Source organism: Azospirillum sp. TSO5 (assembly GCF_003116065.1).
In the GTDB taxonomy this organism is placed as follows: Bacteria; Pseudomonadota; Alphaproteobacteria; order Azospirillales; family Azospirillaceae; genus Azospirillum.
The window spans coordinates 1-19245 of sequence record NZ_LGQY01000084.1; the positions used below are offsets into that span (position 1 = coordinate 1).

Genomic DNA, 19245 nt, shown 5'->3' on the forward strand with positions numbered 1-19245 from the left:
TACCAACTGCCGCCGCCTGCGCATCCCTTCTCACAACACGGTATAAACTTGTCAAAGAACCCGCCCGATGCAGAAACCGCAAGCTCCACCGAACCGCTTGGGTTCAGGTGATAAGCACCGGTTTGTCGGGCTTCCCGTCGCGTGTCGGTCGCTGCCGGTTCGGCAGCGCCGGCGTCGTTCGCGTCGGGAGGCGCTTTATAGGCGAGCCCTCCCGAACCGCGCAAGAGCTTTTTTCGCCCTTCATGTCGATTTTTTGACCGCGGTCCGCCGAGCATCATTCCGCCTCAATCGTTGAAAGGCATGACCTTTTGACCATAGGATTGTTCGAATCCCACAGCGAGCGGCCATGCCCGTCGAGTTTGAAAGCGTCATCACCGTCAGCGCGGCAAAGCAGATCGCCGACAGCCTGCGCGCCGCCATCATGGACGGCCGATTGAAGGTGGATGAGCGGCTGCCGACCGAAGAGGAACTGGCCCAGCGTTTCAAGGTGTCCCGCCCAACGGTGCGCGAGGCCTTGAAGCGTCTGGCCGCCCAGCATCTGATCCGATCCCGCCGCGGGCCGACCGGCGGCAATTTCGTCGCCAGTCCGGCACCGGAAGATGCGGCGCGGTCCCTGGCGAACGCTACCACGCTGATGGTCGCGGTTGGCGATATCGGCCTGGACGATATGGCAACGGCACGGCTGGAACTGGAGGGTGTCTGCTGTCGGTTGGCGGCGACGCAGGACGATTCTGCTCTGGCCGCGCCCCTGGAGGCGATGCGGAAAGAGTTGGCACGGCAGCGCGACGCCGCCTTGTCGGACGAGGAGTTCTGCGCGTCGGATGTTCGGTTCCACCGCGCCCTGGTGGAGACCGCCGGCAATGCCCTGCTGTCCTACCTGATGCATGCGGTGGTCGAGGCACTGCAGCCGGTCAGCAACATGATCATCTATCGGGTGCGGGAGCGTGAGGCCATCGTCGGCTTTCACGCCCGCCTTCTGCTCGCGCTGGAAGGGCGAAATGCCGAGGCCGCGACGGCGGCGCTCGGCGATCTGGTCGCCTACACCCGCGACCGCCACCGCGAGGCGCTCGAAAAGCGGGCTGAGCGCCCCCGGTGACAAAGGTTCATCCGATCGCCCGCAGATGACGGACTGGCCGGCCGGGGGATGCCGCCTCGGCCGCCGCGACGATGCCATGGGCGTCGATGCCGTAATGGCGGTAGAGGTCGGCGATGGTGCCGGTCTGGCCGAAATGCTCCACCCCCAGCGCCCGCGTGCGGTGGCCGGCGACGGACCCGAGCCAGCCCAGCGTCGTCGGATGGCCGTCCACCACCGTGACCAGGGCGCAATGGGGCGGCACCCCCTCCAACAGTCTCTCGATATGGCCGCGGGCATGGGTGAGGCCACGTTCGCGCGCCCGCTGGGCGGCGCTCCAGCCGGCATTCAGCCGGTCGGCGGACGTCACCGCCAGCAGCCCGACGTCGCGCCGGTCCTCCCCCAGCATACCGACGGCGGCGATGGCCTCGGGTGCCACAGCGCCGGTGTAGGCGATCACCACCTGGGCGTTCGGTCCCGGCCGGCGCAGCCAATAAGCGCCGTCGACGATGTCATGGGCGAGATCCTCGTCCATCGTCCGGGTCGGCTGCTCCAGCGCGCGGGAGGACAGGCGCAGATAGACCGAACCGCCGGTCTCGTCGCGCAGCCAGTTGCGCTCGCTGGGGCTGCCCTCCCCGTCCCGCTGCATGTAATCGAAGGCCCAGCGCATCACCACCGCCAGTTCGTCGGCAAAGGCAGGTTCGAAATAGGCAAGACCATCCTGGGCCATGCCGACCAGAGGCGTGGCGATGGACTGGTGCGCCCCGCCCTCCGGCGCCAGCGTGATGCCGGACGGCGTCGCCACCAGCATGAAGCGGGCATCCTGATAGCAGGCATAGTTGAGTTGGTCTGCGCCGCGCATGATGAAGGGATCGTAGACGGTGCCGATCGGCAGCAGACGTTCCCCGAACAGGCTGTGCGACAGGCCGAGCGCCGACAGCAGGATGAACAGGTTGGACTCGGCGATGCCCAGTTCCAGATGCTGGCCCTTCGGCGAGAATTCCCAGCTGTAGGTGGAGGGGATGCGCTCCTTCTTGAACAGGTCGGCCATCTCGCGCTTGGCGAACAGGCCACGGCGGTTCACCCAGGCACCGAGGTTGGTCGAGACGGTGACGTCGGGCGCGGTGGTGACGATGCGTTCGGCCAGCGGCGAGCGCTCCCGTCCGATCTCGTTCAGGATCAGGCCGAAGGCGGCTTGGGTCGACAGGCTCTTCTGCGTCGGCACCGCCAGCGCGGCGGGCACGGTCACCGCCGGCGCCTCGAAACGGCGGCGGCCCTTCTGCGCGAAGGGAACGCGGCGCAGGAACTCCTCCAGGGCGGCTTCCGGCAGGGAAAGGCCTTCGAAACGGTCCCACTCATGGCCGGGGCGGACCTTGTTGTCGGCGCGGAAGCCGTCCATCTGCTCGCGTGTCAGCAAGCCGGAGTGGTTGTCCTTGTGGCCGGCCAGCGGCAGGCCGAAACCCTTGACGGTGTAGGCGATGAAGCAGACCGGCCGGTCGTGGGTCCTCGCCCGGGCGAAGGCCTCCAGCAGCGAGGGCAGGTCATGGCCGCCGAGATTGCCCATCAGCCGGGCCAGTTCCTCGTCGCTGCGGCGCTCGATCAGGCGGGTGACGTCGCCCTGGTCGCCCAGTTCTTCCATCAGGCGGCGGCGCCACGCGGCTCCCCCCTGATAGGTCAGGGCCGAATAGAGCTGGTTGGGGCAGGTGTCGATCCACTGGCGCAGGCGTTCGCCGCCCGGCTCCTTGAAGGCCTCCTGCATCAGGGTGCCGTATTTCAGGATCACCACGTCCCAGCCAAAGGCGCGGAAGATGTTCTCCAGCCGCTCCCACAGCCCTTCGCGGATCACCGCGTCCAGGCTCTGGCGGTTGTAGTCGACGATCCACCACGTGTTGCGCACACCATGCTTCCAGCCCTCCTGCAGGGCTTCGAAGATGTTGCCCTCGTCCATCTCGGCATCGCCGACCAGCGAGACCATGCGGCCTTCCGGCAGGTCGGCGGCCCAGCCCTTGGCCTTCAGGTAATCCTGGACCAGAGAGGCGAAGAGGGTCTGCGCCACCCCCAGCCCGACCGAACCGGTGGAGAAATCGACATCGTCCACGTCCTTGGTGCGGGACGGGTAGGACTGGGCACCCTTGTAGCCGCGGAAATTCTCCAGCTTCTCCCGCGTCTGGTTGCCCAGCAGATACTGGATGGCGTGGAAGATCGGGCTGGCATGGGGCTTCACCGCCACCCGGTCCTCCGGCCGCAGGGCCGAGAAGTACAGCGCCGTCAGGATGGTGGACATCGAGGCGCTGGAGGCCTGATGGCCGCCGATCTTCAGCCCGTCCAGGTTGGGGCGGACATGGTTGGCGTTGTGGATGGTCCAGGACGCGAGCCAGAGTACCTTGCGCTCCAGCTCGGCCAGGCAGGCGAGATCGGCGGAGGACGGCTGGATCGCGGTCATGGGGATGCTCCCGAACGCAGGTTTATGATTGGAGCAGCCTATCATTTGTGACCCGGCAGATGCTTGCGAAGTGGCGCCGGCCGCGGTTGCGCTTTAGCATTGGATGCCAGCATAACAGTGGAAACGGCATTCCATGCCAAAACAGCCCCTCGACCGCATCGACCGCAAGATCCTATCCGCCCTTCAGCAGGACGGCCGGCTCCCCAACAACGAGTTGGCCGAACGGGTCGGGCTGTCGCCCTCCCCTTGCCTGCGCCGGGTCAAGGCGCTGGAGGAGGCCGGGGTGATCGCCCGCTACGTCGCGCTGGTCGACCCGGCCTCCGTCGACCTGCCGGTCAACATCTTCGTCAATGTCAGCCTGGAGCGGCAGGTGGAGGCGCGGCTCGACGGGTTCGAGGCGGCGGTGATGGCGCGGCCGGAGGTGCTGGAATGCTATCTGATGACCGGCGACGCCGATTACCTGCTGCGGGTGGTGGTGCCGGACCTTGCCAGCTACGAGCGGTTCCTGAAGGAACATCTGACCCGCATTCCCGGCGTCGCCAACATCCGCTCCAGCTTCGCCTTGAAGCAGGTGCGCTACCGCACCGCCCTGCCGCTGGAGCATCTGGGGGAGTAGGGCATCATGCTTTGGCCGTTGCCGGCTTGGCGCGGCTGCCGATCATCGGCACCAGCAAAGCCGCGAGCAGGCAAAGAGCGCCGGCGGTGGCAAAGGCCGGCAGATAGCTTTGAAGAGCCGTGCGCGACAGACCGGCGCCAAAGGCCGCGACGGCGGCGCCCAGCTGGTGACCGGCGAAAACCCAGCCGAAAACGAGGTTGGCTCGCTCCCGGCCGAAGCGCTCCGCCGTCAGGCGCACGGTCGGCGGAACGGTGGCGATCCAGTCCAGACCGTAGAAGACGGCGAAGAGCGACAGGCCGTAGAGGGTGAAGTCCGAATAGGGCAGATAGAGCAGCGACAACCCGCGCAGACCATAATACCAGACCAGAAGCCAGCGGTTGTCGTAGCGGTCGGACAGCCAGCCGGATCCGACCGTGCCGATGAAGTCGAAGATCCCCATCACCGCCAGCAGACCGGCCGCCTGGACCTCCGGCACGCTGAAATCGACGCAGAGCGGAATCAGGTGGGTCTGGATCAGGCCGTTGGTGCTGGCGCCGCAGATGAAGAAGGTGGCGAACAGCACCCAGAAGGTCCGCGTCACCGCGGCCTCGCGCAGCGCCCCCAGCGCCGCCGGCAGGATGGCGCCGGCCGGGGCGGCTGGCGGCGCGCCCCCGACCTCGCCGAAGGCGGATAGGCCGAGGTCGGCCGGACGGTCGCGCATCAGGGCCAGCATCGCCAGGGCGGCCACCGCGATCAGGCCGCACAGCAGGGCAATGGCGCTGCGCCAGCCATAGGCCTCGGTCAGCATCGACAGCATCGGCATGAAGACCAGCTGCCCGGTGGCGGAGCTGGCAGTCAGCAGACCGATCACCAACCCGCGGCGGGCGACGAACCAGCGGGTGGCGATGGTGGCGCCCAGCACCATGGCGGTCAGGCCGGTGCCGAAGCCGACGACGACGCCCCACAGCAGGATCAGTTGCCAGACTTCCCGCATCGCCAGCGAGGCGAGCAGCCCGCAGCCGACCAGCGTCAGGGAGGACAGCACCATGCGGCGGACGCCGAAGCGGTTGATCATCGCGGCGGCGAACGGCCCCATCAGCCCGAACAGCAGCAGGCGGATCGCCATGGCCAAGGAGATGTCGGCGGTGTCCCAGCCGAATTCCCGCTGGAGCGGCAGCAAAAGGACGCCGGGAGCCCCCACCGCCCCGGCGGACACCAGCATGGACAGGAAGGTGACGGCGACGACGACCCATCCATAATGGATGTCACGAAGGGCCAAGATGGCGGCAAGGGGTGTGGACAGCATCGGCTCGTAACTCCGGTAACCAGCCTGGTTATTGCGCGGTCACGCCGCCATCGATGTTGATCGACTGGCCGGTGACGAAGCCGGCGGCGTCGGAGCAGAGCCAGAGCACGGCTGCCGCCACCTCTTCCGGGCGACCGACGCGGCCGATGGGATGGCGGGGGCCCATCACCGCCTCCACCCGGTCGGCACCGCCGAAGGACGCCTGGGTCATCGGCGTCTGGATGATCGCCGGGCAAACGGCGTTGACGCGCACGCCGAAGGCCGCGACCTCGATGGCCGCGGTGCGTGTCAGCCCCTCCACCGCCGCCTTGCTGGCGGAATAGGCGGCATTCCCGGCCATGCCGATCTGCCCCAGCACCGACCCGGTGTTGACGACGGCGCCACGGCCCTGGTTGCGCATGATCGCCAATTCATGCTTCAGGCAGAGCCAGACGCCCTTCACGTTGACGGTCAGCACGCGGTCGAAGGCTGATTCCTCCATCTCGGTCAGCGGCGCCACCTGATGGATGCCGGCATTGTTGAAGGCGGCGTCGAGGTGGCCATGGTCGCGCTCGATCCGCTCGAACAGGGCGGCGACCTCCGCTGTATCGGCCACATCGGCGGCCACGAACTGGCCGATGCCGCCAGCGCGGCCGATCAGGTCCACGGTTTCCAACCCCTCCGCCTCGCGCCGGCCGGTAACGATCACCGTCGCCCCCGCTCCGGCGAAGGCCAGTGCCGTCGTACGGCCGATGCCGGACGTGCCGCCGGTGACCAGGGCGACCCGCCCGCTCATGTCCGCCCCTGTCGTGTTCATTGCACTGCTCATGACCCTCTCCTGTCCGTCATCCGGATTCTGCGCTCCGGCGGGTGCCGGGCTCTATTAATGACGGTCATCATCAATATGAGTTTTTATGATGTCCATCATTAAAGTACCGACTGAGCCGTGAATCCCTGAACCTCAGCCATGCGTGGCCCGAATGGCGCGCGACGACGGGCGACACCACATCTGCGCGGGGACGGGCGGGGGCTGCGAATTGCAGGCACCGGTCCGGCAATCCCCACCAATCCGGGAGGTCTATTCTGGCCCTGGTTGCAACGCTACCGAACACCGGCAACCGGAACGGCACACGGCGCCCGCCATGGCGAAAGTCACGGATCCGGAGCCATGTGGTGGGCCCGACACACGGCCCTCCCCTTCGATCCGGCACCTTGAGGATAAGCTTGACCGCCGCCGCACAACGGATCATGAAGGCGCGAACATGCCGCTTCATGTATCCGCATGTATCGGGTGCCGTCGGGTCTTTCTCTTTCTTTCGGTCGGGCGAATGTTGCTTTCGCAGCGCTTGGGCAGCCCAAGACTTGGCATCTCCCATCGGCACAGGTGCCTCCGAGCCGGATGGCAAGCTTTCGTTAACCATAAAGCACCACAACTAGCGAGCGGCCCATCGCCGCATTCAGCCGACCGCCGGGACCGTATGAAGAACGGATCCGTTTGGCGCCACCGCGCTGATTCCTTTTGGAAGGCTGACACAGCGTGACTCTGCTGACTGCGCGGGCCAACGGCCCGACCGATGTTTCCCCGGCCGGTCAATCGACGATCTCCGCTCCGTGGAACGCCACTCCTCTGGTGCCGACCTTGAGCGGCCCGATCGATCCCTCCCTTCTCCGCGACGAGTTGCTGTCCGACATTCCGCAGGCGACCGCCGCGGCGCACCCGGACCGCACGGCCATCGTCTATGAAGGCCGGCGCGTCACCTATGCCGAGTTGGACGCGCGCGCCAACCGGGTCGCCCGCGGCCTGCGGGCGCGCGGGATCGGCCCCGGCTGCTTCGTCGGGCTGTGGATGGCACGGTCGCTCGACCTGCATGTCGCGCTGCTGGGCATCCTGAAGGCAGGCGCGGCCTATCTGCCCTTCGACGCCGACGCTCCCGCCGAGCGCGTGGCGGTCAGCCTGACCGACTGCGCCGCCCCGGCGATCCTGATCGATCTGGTGACAGGGACGAAGGCGGCGACGCTGGCCGAGGCCGGGGCGGACGTCCAGGTCCTGCGCATCGGCGACGTGCTGAGCGATGACGAGCGGGCGTTCGACCTGCGCGCCGACGGGGTGACGCCGGACAGCCCGGCTTACTCCATCTACACCTCGGGCTCGACCGGCAAGCCCAAGGGCATCGTCATCAGCCACCGCAACATCTGCCACTATCTGCGCGCCGCCAACAGCGTCTACGGCATCACCGCCGACGACGTGGCCTTCCAGGGCGCGTCGGTGGCCTTCGACCTGTCGCTGGAAGAGATCTTCGTCCCCTATCTGGCCGGCGCCACCCTGTGGGTCGCCAGCCGGCAGGTGCTGGACGAGGTGGACCGGCTGGCCGACGTGCTGAACGAGGCCGGCGTCACCGTTCTGGACACCGTCCCCACCCTGCTGGCGATGCTGCCGAAGGACGTGCCGTCGCTGCGCATCGTCATCCTGGGCGGCGAGGCCTGCCCGCCCGCGGTCGCCTCGCGCTGGTGCCGGCCGGGCCGGCGCCTGTTCAACAGCTATGGCCCGACCGAGGCGACCGTCGTCGCCACCGTGGCCGAGGTGCTGCCCGACACCCCCGTCACCATCGGCCGCCCGATCCCCAACTACACCTGCTATGTGGTGGACGAGGCGCTGCAGCCGGTCGCCGCAGGCATCCAGGGCGAGCTGCTGATCGGCGGTCCGGGCGTGGCCCAGGGCTATCTCGGCCGGCCGGAGCTGACGGCGGAGAAGTTCATCGTCAACCCGTACCGCACCGGCGCCCACGACCCGTTGCTCTACCGGTCCGGCGACGCGGTCAGCGTCGATGCCGACGGCAACCTGCGTTTCCATGGCCGCATCGACGATCAGGTGAAGATCCGCGGCTTCCGGCTGGAACTGGGCGAGATCGAGGCCAAACTGACCGACCTGCCCGGCATCGCCCAGGCGACGGTCGTGCTGCGCAATGACAATGGGCTGGACCGTCTGGTCGCCTTCCTCGTCGCACAGCCGGGTGCGGCCCTCGACAGGATCGTACTCCGCGACGCTCTGCGGGCGCAGTTGCCGGCCTACATGGTGCCCGCGCATTATGAACAGGTGGCGGAACTGCCGCGCCTGACCTCCGGCAAGGCCGACCGCAAGACCCTGCAAGCCATGGCGCTGACCGAGGATGCGGGCTCGGGTGAGCAGGAGGAGCCGCGGAGCCCGACCGAGGCCGTATTGCTGGAGGCCGCCCGCCGCGTCTTCCCCGGTCAGTCGATCCCTCTGGAGGCCGACTTCTTCCTCGATCTGGGCGGCCATTCGCTGCTGGCCGCGCGCTTCGTCTCGGCGGTGCGCGAAACCGCCGGGCTGGCCAGCCTGACCCTGCAGGACGTCTATGGTGCCCGCACCCTGCGCGCCATGGCCGAACGGCTGGATGCCAAGGCGCCGGCGGGACATGGCGCGGCACCGGCCGACTTGTCCTTCGATCCGCCGCCGCTCGGCCGCCGCCTGCTGTGCGGTCTGGCCCAGGCCGTGGCGCTGCCGGTCATCCTGGCGCTGATGACGGTGCAGTGGCTGGGCGTGTTCGTCAGCTACATGCTGCTGTCCGGCGAGGATGCCGGGCTGCTGGGCGAGATCACCACGCTGTTCGGCGTCTATGTCGTCATCAACATCGCCACCGTCGCCATCGCCATCGCGGCGAAGTGGCTGATCATCGGCCGGACCAAGCCGGGCCGCTATCCGCTGTGGGGCGTCTATTATTACCGCTGGTGGCTGGCCCAGCGCTTCGTCGCGCTGGTCCACCTGAAGTGGTTCCAGGGATCGCCGTTGATGCGGCTGTTCCTGCGCGCCCTCGGCGCAAAGGTCGGCGCCGACGCGATGATCGGCGAGTTCGAATCCGGCGCCATCGATCTGGTCAGCATCGGCCGCGGCGCCTCCACCGGCGGCAAGGTGAAGCTGGCCAATGCCGAGGTGATCGGCAACGAGCTGGTGATCGGCACCATCGAGATCGGCGAGGACGCCTATATCGGCACGTCCTGCGTCATCGGCCATGATGCCGTGATCGGCAAGGGCACCGAGCTGGCCGACCTGACCGCGCTGGCCGCCGGCACCCGCACCGGCGCCTATGAATCCTGGGACGGTTCGCCCGCCCGCAAGGTCGGCACCGTCGACAGCGCCGCCCTGCCCCAGGAACCCCGCGCCGGCATCATCAAGCGCGCCACCCAGGGGCTGATCTATCTGGTTGCCCTGGTCGGCCTGCCGCCGGTGGCGCTGATCCCGATCTTCCCGGCCTTCTACCTGTTCGACAAGCTCGACGCCTGGATGGGCGGGGTGTTCAAGGTCAACTACCTCTACTATGTCCCCGCCATCGCCTGGCCGACCGCCATGTTCCTGGTGGCCTTCACCGTCCTGCTGATCGCCGCCATGCGCTGGATCGTGCTGCCGAAGGTGGAAGCCGGTTCCTACTCGGTCCATAGCTGGTTCTATGTCCGCAAATGGGTCGTGGCGCTGGCGACCGAGGTGATGCTGGAAACCCTCAGCTCGCTCTACGCCACCGTCTACATGCGGGCCTGGTACCGCCTGATGGGCGCCAAGATCGGCCGCGACGCGGAGATCTCGACCAACCTCGCCGGCCGCTACGATCTGGTGGAGATCGGCGAAAAGTGCTTCATCGCCGACGAGGTGGTGCTGGGCGACGAGGATATCCGCCGCGGCTGGATGCATCTGCAGCCGGTGAAGACCGAGGCCCGCGTGTTCGTGGGCAACGACGCCGTGGTCCCGCCGGGAGCCTGCATCCCCACCGGCACGCTGATCGGCATCAAGTCCAAGCCGCCGGCGAATGCCGAGATGCAGGCCGGCGACACGTGGTTCGGCAGCCCGCCGATCAAGCTGCCGGTGCGCCAGAAGTTCGACAACGTGTCGGCCAACTGGACGTTTGAGCCGTCGCGCACCCGCCGTCTCGGTCGCGCCGTGTTCGAGGCCTTCAGCCTGTCGATGCCGTCGATGCTGTTCATCACCTTCGGCACCTTCGCGGTGGAGTTCTTCGCCAAGGCCATTCTTGACCAGCGCTGGGGCGCCTTCGCCTGGCAGTTCCTGGCGGTCAGCGTCGCCATTCCGATGGCGATGGTGCTGATCGTGGCGCTGGTGAAATGGGCGCTGATGGGCCGCTACGCCCCCACCATGAAGCCGATGTGGTCCTGGTGGGCCATGCGGACGGAGGCGGTGGCCGTGCTGTACTGGGGTCTGGCCGGCAAGGTGCTGCTCGACCACCTGCGCGGCACGCCGATGCTGCCCTGGGTTCTGCGCATCTTCGGCACGAAGTTCGGCAAGGGCGTCTACATGGACACCACCGACATCACCGAGTTCGACTGCGTGTCCGTCGGCGACTACTGCGCCATCAACGCGCTGTCGGCCCTGCAGACCCACCTGTACGAGGATCGCGTGATGAAGGTTGGCCGGGTTTCGGTCGGGACCGGCGTCACCATCGGGGCCGGCGCCACGGTGCTTTACGACACCCATGTCGGCGACTTCGCCCGCCTCGGCCCGCTGACCCTGGTGATGAAGGGCGAGGAAATCCCAGCCCACGGCGACTGGGTCGGCGCCCCGGCCGAGCCGGCGGTTCATGTCCATGCGACGGTCGACGGACAGGTGAAGGCCGCGGCGTAAGCAGCCGGCATCAGCGGCGAAAAGACGAGGCTGGTCATACCATTGCGGTGTGCCGGCCTTTTCTTTTGCCCATCTTCGGCCAACGACAAACCGTCGCGCGCAGTTACTCTCTCCGATGGTTGTCTCAGCCCCGCAGCGGTGTATAAGGGGGGCCGAGCGCGGCCTGCCCCCTTCGCGCGCCCGGCCGGGCGCGTACCGCGGAGGCGAGCGGACGCCGTTGGATCGTGATGAAGGAACGCCCCAATGCCCGACGACATCGCCTCAGCCCGCGGTCTGTTTCCGCTCGCCAAGGACGACACGCCCTACCGTAAGCTGACCTCGGACCATGTCTCGGTCGTCGAATTCGACGGCGAGCAGATCCTGAAGGTCGAGCCGGAAGGTCTGCGCCTGCTGGCCGAGGCTGCCTTCTCCGACATCAACCATCTGCTGCGTCCGGGCCATCTGGCCCAGCTCGCCAAGATCCTGGACGATCCGGAGGCGTCGGCCAACGACCGCTTCGTGGCGCTCGACCTGCTGAAGAACGCCAACATCGCCGCCGCCGGCACCCTGCCGATGTGCCAGGACACCGGCACCGCCATCATCATGGGCAAGAAGGGCCGCCGCGTCTGGACCAAGGGCGGCGACGAGACCGCCCTGTCGGAAGGGGCCCGCGACGCCTACCTGAAGCGCAACCTGCGCTACAGCCAGCTGGCGCCGATCTCCATGTATGAGGAGAAGAACACCAGGAACAACCTGCCGGCCCAGGTCGACATCTATTCCGAGGGCGAGGACTATTACAAGTTCCTGTTCATGGCCAAGGGCGGCGGGTCGGCCAACAAGACCTTCCTGCATCAGGCCACGCCGTCGGTGCTGGCGCCCGACCGGCTGCTGAAGTTCCTGGAAGACAAGATCCGCTATCTCGGCACCTCGGCCTGCCCGCCCTACCACCTCGCCATCGTCATCGGCGGCCTGTCGGCGGAGCAGAACCTGAAGACGGTGAAGCTGGCCTCGGCCCGCTACCTCGACAACCTGCCGACCGAGGGCGGCGAAGACGCGCATGCCTTCCGCGATCTGGCGATGGAGGCCGAGGTCCACAAGCTGACCCAGAACATGGGCATCGGCGCCCAGTTCGGCGGCAAGTATTTCTGCCATGACGTCCGCGTCATCCGCCTGCCGCGCCACGGCGCCTCCATGCCGATCGGCATTGGCGTGTCCTGCTCGGCCGACCGTCAGGCGGTGGGCAAGATCACCAAGGACGGCATCTTCCTGGAGCAGCTGGAAACCGATCCGGCCCAGTATCTGCCGGAGATCGGCGGCGAGCACCTGTCGGACGAGGTCGTGAAGATCGACCTGAACCAGCCGATGGAGCAGATCCGCGCCACGCTGTCGCAGTACCCGATCCGCACCCGCCTGTCGCTGACCGGCCCGCTGATCGTCGCCCGCGATCTGGCCCACGCCAAGCTGCGCGCCCGCCTGGACGCCGGCGAGCCGCTGCCGGATTATTTCAAGAACCACCCGATCTATTATGCCGGCCCGGCCAAGACGCCGGAAGGCTACGCCTCGGGCTCCTTCGGGCCGACGACGGCGGGCCGCATGGACAGCTTCGTCGACCAGTTCCAGGCGGCGGGCGGCTCCATGGTCATGCTGGCCAAGGGCAACCGCAGCCCCGAAGTGACCGCGGCCTGCAAGCAGCATGGCGGCTTCTATCTCGGCTCGATCGGCGGCGCCGCCGCCCGTCTGGCCCAGGACTGCATCAAGAAGGTGGAATGCGTCGAGTATCCCGAACTCGGCATGGAAGCCATCTGGCGCATCGAGGTGGAGGACTTCCCCGCCTTCATCATCGTCGACGACAAGGGCAACGACTTCTTCAAGGAGTTGAAGCTCGCCTGATCCGGGCGAACCGGATGTGAAAGGGGCGCGGTGCCTTGCGAGAGGCCCCGCGCCCTTTTTCCTGCCCGCTTGCGGGACGGCACCGAGGGCGCCTATCTTCAGTGCATCGGGATCGGGGAGAGCTTTGCAATGGACGGCGTCTACGACCGGCGCGTGCCGAAGCTTCATGAAAAGCCGTTGGCTGATCGGATTGCTGCGGCGGAGCGTGAACGTCAACTGGATGCAGCGATCAAAGCCTTGAACGAGTTTGACGAGAAGTACGGCTCCTTTGCGGATGAATATATCAACGACATCCTCTAGACCTCTTGATTTCCTGTGCCTGTGGATGAGTAGCCCGTGACACCCGCCCAAATCCAAGACCGCATCCTGTACCGTGACGGGCTGATGCTGATCCTCGACAAGCCCGCCGGGCTGCCGGTCCATGCCGGTCCCGCCGGCGGACCGAACCTGGAGCGGCATTTCGACGCGCTGCGCTTCGGCTTTCCCAAACCACCGTCACTGGCCCACCGGCTGGACCGCGACACGTCGGGCTGCCTGATCCTCGGCCGCCATGCCAAGGCGCTGCGCAAGATCGGCATCCTGTTCCAGAACGGCAAGGTCGACAAAACCTATTGGGCCGTGGTCGCCGGCACTCCGCCGCAGGAGTCCGGGCGGATCGATCTGCCGCTCGCCAAGGTCTCCAACAAGACCGGCGGCTGGCGCATCGTCGGCTCGCCCGACGGGCAGGCGGCGGTGACCGACTATGTCGTGCGTGGGCAGGCCGACGGGCTGACGTGGCTGGAACTGACGCCGCACACCGGCCGCACCCACCAGATCCGCGTCCATTGCGCCTCCATCGGCTGCCCGCTGGTCGGCGATCCGCAATATGGCGGGCCGGAGGGTAAGCCGCTGCACCTGCATTCCCGCGCCATCTCGCTGCCGCTCTACCCGAAGCGCGATCCGGTCGGCGCGGTGGCGCCGGTCCCGCCGCACATGCAGGCGGCGCTGGCCGCTTGCGGCTTTACCGAGGCTTCATAGCTTCACCGCTACCCTCCGTCCTTGCTGCAACGCCGCAGACTGCCCCATGATCGCTGTCGGCGATGGGGCGATCACGGCCGGAGGGACGAGCGCATGATACCGATCGGCAGGACGACCGCCCGCTGGATGACCTTGCGCTATGCCCTGGCGCTGACGCTGATCGCGTTGGGCACGCTGGCCGGCTTCGTCATGACCGAGCGGGTCATCGGCCAGCACGAACGCATGCTGGAGGTTGTCAACGTTTCAGGTCGGCAGCGCATGCTGTCGCAGCGGACGGCCCTGCTGGTGGAGCAGTTGAAAACCGCAACCGATCCCGCAACGCGCGTAGACCTCGCCCGGCGGCTGGATGGTGCCACGGACATGTTCGAAGCTGCCCACCGGTGGCTGAGCGGCCGTGCCGGGCCGGAGGAAGGGCCGCCGCTGGGACCAACGCCGCAGGATTTGTTCTACGGCGGATCCGACCCGCTGGACCCGGTGGTGACCGAGCATATCGCCGCCCTGCGCCGTGTCATCGCCGCCGCATCCGCCGGTCAGCCGCCGGACCCGGCGGAAGCGGACCGCATCACCGCCCAGGCGCTCGGCCCGCTGCTGGACCGTCTGGAAGAGGTGGTGGCGCTCTATCAGGAGGAGGGAGAGGCGGGCTTCCACACCCTGCATCGGCTGGGATTGGCGGCACTGCTGATCACCCTGCTGATCCTGGCGGTGGAGGCGCTGGCGATCTTCCGGCCGATGACCCGGCAGGTGCGCCGCCAGTTCACCGAGATCCTGCGCATGGCGGAGACCATCGAGCGCGCCAACGCCACGCTGGAACAGCAGGTGCGCGAACGGACGGCCGAACTTCACGCCGCCAAGACCGCCGCCGAACAGGCCCACCGCGCCAAGTCCCGCTTCCTCGCCCACGCCAGCCACGACCTGCAGCAGCCCCTTCAGGCCATCGGCATGTTCACCGGCATTCTGGAGCGCCAGCCACAAAGCGGCAAGGCGGCGGCCCTGCTGACCGACCTGAAGGCGGCGCAACGGTCGATGCGCGATCTGCTGAATGCCATCCTCGACATCTCCAAGCTGGAATCGGGGGTGGTCACGCCGAAGCCCGCCGACCTGCCGCTCTCCCCCCTGCTCGACCAGTTGGAGGCCGAATTCGCGGGGCAGGCGGAGGCGAAGGGGCTGCGGCTGCGCGCCGTTCCGACCGATGCCGTGGTGCGGAGCGACCCGGCCCTGCTGGAGCGCATCCTCCGCAACCTAATCGCCAACGCCATCCGCTATACCGAGACCGGCGGCGTGCTGGTCGGCTGCCGCACCCGCGGCGATACGCTGTGGATCGAGGTCTACGACACCGGCCGCGGCATCGCCGAACCCGACCGCCAGCGCATCTTCGAGGAGTTCGTGCAGCTCGACCGCCCCGACCGCGACCGCAGCGAGGGCATCGGGCTGGGCCTTGCGATCGTCGAGCGGCTGGCAAGGCTGCTGGGCCATCCGGTGACGGTGCGTTCGGCGGAAGGACGCGGAACCGTGTTCGCGGTGGGGGTGCCGCTGGCGGGGTGAGATTGTCGCTCTGATGGGAACTATCTGGTGTTAACGCACCGGATTGTTCCGCAGGGCGTTGGGTGCCAAATTCCCCTCCAGACAACGACACACACCCCAACGGACACGGAGGGTTCCATCATGATCACCATTCGCCATCGCGACGAGCGTGGGGTCGCCAACATGGGTTGGCTGAACAGCAACCACAGCTTCTCGTTCGGCCATTACTTCGACCCCGGCCATATGGGCTTCCGCGCCCTGCGCGTCATCAACGAGGACCGGGTGATCCCCGGCGCCGGCTTCCCCACCCATGGGCACGCCAACATGGAGATCGTCTCCTACGTGCTGAACGGCGCGCTGGAGCACAAGGACTCCATCGGCACCGGGTCGGTGATCCGTCCGGGCGAGGTCCAGGTGATGAGCGCCGGCCGCGGCATCCGTCACAGCGAGTACAATGCGTCGGACACCGAGCCGGTGCATTTCCTCCAGATCTGGATCCTGCCGGAAGCCAACAGCCTGGCGCCCGGCTACCAGCAGGCGGATTTCCCGGCCGAGCAGAAGCGCGGCACGCTGAAGCTGGTCGGGTCGCGTGACGGGCGCGATGGCAGCGTCACCATCCACCAGGATGTCGACCTGTACGCCGCGCTTCTGGACGGCGAGGAAAGCGCCACGCTGCCGCTGCGTCCCGGCCGCCATGCCTGGGTCCAGGTCGCCCGCGGCCGGGTCCACCTAAACGGCACGCTGCTGAAAGCCGGCGACGGTGCCGCGCTGACGGACGAGGAGGCGGTGACGCTTGACCGGGCGGACGAGGCGGAAGTGCTGGTCTTCGACCTCGCCTAGGGTCACGTCACAGCACCTGCTTGGGCAACGACAACAGCTCCTTCCTAATGCGGTTCAGGCTGGGGCGGTTGTCGGGGCCGAAGGCGATGGGGCGGCACAGGTGCATGGCGGTCAGCCCGACCCGCGCGGTCAGCAGGCCGTTGATGACCCCCTGCCCCATCCGGGTGGAAATGGCGGCGGCGAGCGACCCGCCCAGCGCCTCCACCGCCACATGGTGGGCGCTTTCCGTCACCCCGGCGACGGCGATGTTGGCGAGCATCCGGCGCAGGAGCCGGAGCGAGCCGACATAGCCGGGCCGGGCGCCGTAAAGGGAGGCGATCTCCCTCACCAGCTTCAGGTTGCGCCACAGCACCACCGCGAAATCCAGCAGCGCCGCCGGACTCAGCGCCGTGGCGATGGCGGTGTCGCGCGAGGCGCGCAGAACCCGCTGATAGGCAGCGCGGTCGAGCGGGCTCAGCACCTCGCGGTCGAGCAGCCGCACCACCTCATGCTCGTCATGGGCATCGGTGACATGGTCGCGCACGCGGGCCAGCGCCGGGGCCAGTTCGCGCTGGTCGGCGTAGAGCGCCACCAGCGACCCGGCGAAGCGGTCGGCCCGGCCGCCGGGGGCGTCGATCTCCAGCCGGCCGGCCTCCGCCCGCAACTCCTCGATCCGGCGCAGCCGGCGCAAGGACAGCAGTTCGGTCACCAGCATCGCGACTGCCGCGATACCGGCGGTGGCGGCCAGCAGGGCGACCAGAACGCCAAGCGCGATGCTGGTGGCGAAGGCACGGGCAAGCAGGTCGGCGGTGTCGAAGCCCAGCGCGACCAGAACCAGCGCCGCCAGCGCCCCGAACAGCCAGCGCCCGAGTTTCCGTGTGGTCCGCACCGGCGTGGCGGGGGCCGGCAGCAGATCGGCCGGGTCGCCAGAGCCGGTCAGCAGGGCGGTCTCCTCCTCCGCCGGCACCGGCGCGGCGCGGTCGAGGTCCAGCTCCATCGGCGGAACCCAGCCCGGTGAAGCCTTGCGGGTCTCGCGCTCCGTCACGTCAGGTAATCCCCTAGCAGGAATTGCAGGGCCTGATCGACGCGGATGTGGGGCAGACCGCGCGGGTCGCGGCCGAGGTCGTCGGGCGGGCGGAAGGGCAGGAAATTGTACGGACGGTCACGGCCCGGCGGAAACGCCTCGGCATCCTCCGGAATCTCGCCGGGGAACAGCACGGTCGGGCGGTCGCGGCCGACGGGGATGCCGCGCACGCAGCGCAGTTGCCGGCCCTCATGCTCGGTCACCACGCTTTCGGTGCATTTCAGCGCGGCAATAGCCATGGTCTCGACCTGGGCGCCTTCGAAACGGATGGCATTGCGGGCGTCGCCGACCAGCCGGTCGAGCAGCGCGCGCAGCTGGGCATGCTGGTGGGCGGCGATATGGTCAGCCTTGGTCGCGGCGAACAGCACGCGGTCGATCTTGCTGCCGAACAGCCAGTCGAGCCAGCCGGACGAGCCATGGCGGAACGGCTCCAGGCTCAGCTCCAGCGCCCGCTTCATGTCGGCCATCCCGGCCGGGCCGGCGTTCAACGCGCCCAGCACGTCGATCAGCACGATCTGGCGGTCGAGCCGGGAGAAATGCTCGGCGAAGAAGCGGCGGACGACGTTGGTCTTGTAGGCCTCGTACCGCTCCTCCATCAGCGCCCACAGGCTTCCCCTGCCCCGCTGATTCCCATGCAGCGGGCAGAAGGTCAGCAGCGGCGCGTCCTTCATGTCGCCCGGTTCGACGAAGCGGCCGGGCTGGATCAGGCTGAGCAGCGTGTCGGCGCGGCGGCAGGCATGGAGATAGTCGGTGTAGAGCGCCGCCCCGCGCCGCGCCGTCTCCTCCTCCGCCGAAGCGGCCGGGTCGATGGTGGCGAGCCAGCCGCGCCACGAGGCCGACAGCTCGTCACGCGGCGGGCGGGCGGCAAGCTCCAGTGTCTGGGAGCTCCATTCCGCGAAGCTCTGGCGCAGCAGCGGCAGGTCGAGCAGCCATTCGCCGGGGTAATCGACCAGATCGAGATTCAGCGTCGCCACCGGCTGCACCGTGCGCTTCAGCGCCGACTCCGGGCGGTAGCGCAGGGAGACGCGCATCTGGCCGATGCCGCGCGTCGGCTCCGGCCAATGGGGATCGGGGCCGGTCAGGGCGGCGAGATGGCCTTCGAAATCGAAGCGCGGCACGTCGGGATCGGGCTGGGGCCGCAGCCGCGCCGCCTGGAAGCGGCCCGACGACATGACGTCGAGGAAGGGCAGCCGCCCGGCCTTCAGCAGGTTGTCGACCAGGGCGGTGACGAACACCGTCTTGCCCGCCCGCCGCAGTCCGGTGACGCCCACGCGCACCGTCGATTCCAGAAGAAGCCGGCTGCCGGCGTCGTACAGGCTGTTCAGGTCGGGAATACGCACGGGCGGACGTTCACCTCTGGCCGATGACCGGCCCTATATGGGGTTGAGTCCGCAGGATGCGAGGGGGCCGGATGCGACGTTTGGAACAGCGTGAAACAGTTTTCGGGGGTGTGTTCACTGTTCCATCGGGGCGGCATCGGCGGGGACCTCCGCAGATGGGGACCGGCGGTCATTCGTATCATGGATGCGGGGGAGCGGGTAACGGTAGGCTGAAAAACCATGGCTCAGCGCGGCAGGCCGTGTTCGTCATACAAGGCCGCATCCGGGTTTCCGTCGTCGTCCAGCGGCGGCAGCGCCTTCACCCGCGCCAATATGCGGTTCACTTTGGCCTGCTGGTCCGGAGTGAGGCCGACGGTTGCCGGTCGCTCGGCACGGGCCAAGGCATCGCGCACGGCGGTGCGGACGACCTCGTCGATACTCTGCCCCCGAATGGCAGCAAGCCGGCGGGCCAGGACTTCCGTTTCAGCACTCACCGGGATGGGCATCGGCGTCTCCTGCTTTCGATCGAGCACGGCACTTCGGGACATGAGCCATGGCGTACTCGCCACGGGACGAT

Annotated in this window: 15 protein-coding genes; 8 read left to right on the top strand and 7 right to left on the bottom strand. The window is 67.8% G+C overall.

From position 1 onward, the window contains the following. Positions 1-278 (bottom strand): hypothetical protein (locus TSO5_RS33140; protein ID WP_211099787.1); only part of this gene is annotated, 278 nt, incomplete at its 3' end. A 68-nt stretch (positions 279-346) separates the two neighbouring features. Between TSO5_RS33140 and TSO5_RS21030 the strand changes: the two genes are divergently transcribed. Next, positions 347-1096 carry a GntR family transcriptional regulator gene (locus tag TSO5_RS21030; RefSeq protein ID WP_109153391.1) on the top strand — a complete coding sequence of 250 codons (750 nt, stop codon included), beginning with the start codon at positions 347-349 and terminating at the stop codon, positions 1094-1096. 7 nt (positions 1097-1103) lie between these two features. On the opposite strand, the gene TSO5_RS21035 is transcribed toward TSO5_RS21030, so the two are convergent. Then, complete coding sequence (locus tag TSO5_RS21035; protein WP_109153392.1) at positions 1104-3515, bottom strand: transketolase; 2412 nt, start codon at positions 3513-3515, stop codon at positions 1104-1106. 133 nt (positions 3516-3648) lie between these two features. Here TSO5_RS21035 and TSO5_RS21040 point away from each other — a divergent pair, with 133 nt between their 5' ends. Further along, the gene (locus TSO5_RS21040; protein WP_109153393.1) at positions 3649-4131 is read left to right on the top strand and encodes an Lrp/AsnC family transcriptional regulator; all 483 of its coding nucleotides are present in this window, start codon (positions 3649-3651) and stop codon (positions 4129-4131) included. A gap of 4 nt (positions 4132-4135) precedes the next feature. On the opposite strand, the gene TSO5_RS21045 is transcribed toward TSO5_RS21040, so the two are convergent. Together TSO5_RS21045 and TSO5_RS21050 are read right to left on the bottom strand one after the other, a co-directional pair. Beyond that, positions 4136-5416, bottom strand: coding sequence for an MFS transporter (locus tag TSO5_RS21045; RefSeq protein ID WP_109153394.1), 1281 nt, complete (start codon positions 5414-5416; stop codon positions 4136-4138). A gap of 28 nt (positions 5417-5444) precedes the next feature. After that, the gene (locus TSO5_RS21050; RefSeq protein WP_247870858.1) at positions 5445-6224 is read right to left on the bottom strand and encodes an SDR family oxidoreductase; all 780 of its coding nucleotides are present in this window, start codon (positions 6222-6224) and stop codon (positions 5445-5447) included. Positions 6225-6932: 708 nt separating this feature from the next. Between TSO5_RS21050 and TSO5_RS21055 the strand changes: the two genes are divergently transcribed. The 6 genes from TSO5_RS21055 (at position 6933) to TSO5_RS21080 (ending at position 16286) form a co-directional block, all read left to right on the top strand. Next, positions 6933-11039, top strand: coding sequence for a Pls/PosA family non-ribosomal peptide synthetase (locus tag TSO5_RS21055; protein ID WP_109153395.1), 4107 nt, complete (start codon positions 6933-6935; stop codon positions 11037-11039). Between the two features lie 243 nt (positions 11040-11282). Beyond that, positions 11283-12908, top strand: coding sequence for a fumarate hydratase (locus TSO5_RS21060; protein ID WP_109153396.1), 1626 nt, complete (start codon positions 11283-11285; stop codon positions 12906-12908). A gap of 129 nt (positions 12909-13037) precedes the next feature. After that, on the top strand, positions 13038-13208 hold the full coding sequence (locus TSO5_RS21065) for a type II toxin-antitoxin system CcdA family antitoxin (protein ID WP_109153437.1): 171 nt from the start codon (positions 13038-13040) through the stop codon (positions 13206-13208). Positions 13209-13244: 36 nt separating this feature from the next. Continuing rightward, a complete protein-coding gene (locus tag TSO5_RS21070) occupies positions 13245-13925 on the top strand; it encodes an RNA pseudouridine synthase (RefSeq protein ID WP_109153397.1) in 681 nt (226 codons plus the stop codon). 93 nt (positions 13926-14018) lie between these two features. Then, a complete protein-coding gene (locus tag TSO5_RS21075) occupies positions 14019-15467 on the top strand; it encodes an ATP-binding protein (RefSeq protein WP_109153398.1) in 1449 nt (482 codons plus the stop codon). Positions 15468-15587: 120 nt separating this feature from the next. Then, complete coding sequence (locus tag TSO5_RS21080) at positions 15588-16286, top strand: pirin family protein (RefSeq protein ID WP_085086452.1); 699 nt, start codon at positions 15588-15590, stop codon at positions 16284-16286. Positions 16287-16293: 7 nt separating this feature from the next. Here TSO5_RS21080 and TSO5_RS21085 read toward each other — a convergent pair whose 3' ends face one another. From TSO5_RS21085 to TSO5_RS21095, 3 genes are all read right to left on the bottom strand, one after another. Then, positions 16294-17310 (bottom strand): TIGR01620 family protein, encoded by a 1017-nt coding sequence (locus tag TSO5_RS21085; protein WP_109153399.1) that lies wholly within the window; start codon positions 17308-17310, stop codon positions 16294-16296. Further along, the gene (locus TSO5_RS21090) at positions 17307-18689 is read right to left on the bottom strand and encodes a YcjX family protein (RefSeq protein ID WP_109153400.1); all 1383 of its coding nucleotides are present in this window, start codon (positions 18687-18689) and stop codon (positions 17307-17309) included. Before TSO5_RS21090 ends, TSO5_RS21085 begins: the two co-directional genes overlap by 4 nt. Positions 18690-18913: 224 nt before the next feature. Then, positions 18914-19174, bottom strand: coding sequence for a type II toxin-antitoxin system VapB family antitoxin (locus tag TSO5_RS21095; RefSeq protein ID WP_158282467.1), 261 nt, complete (start codon positions 19172-19174; stop codon positions 18914-18916). Positions 19175-19245 lie beyond the last annotated feature (71 nt).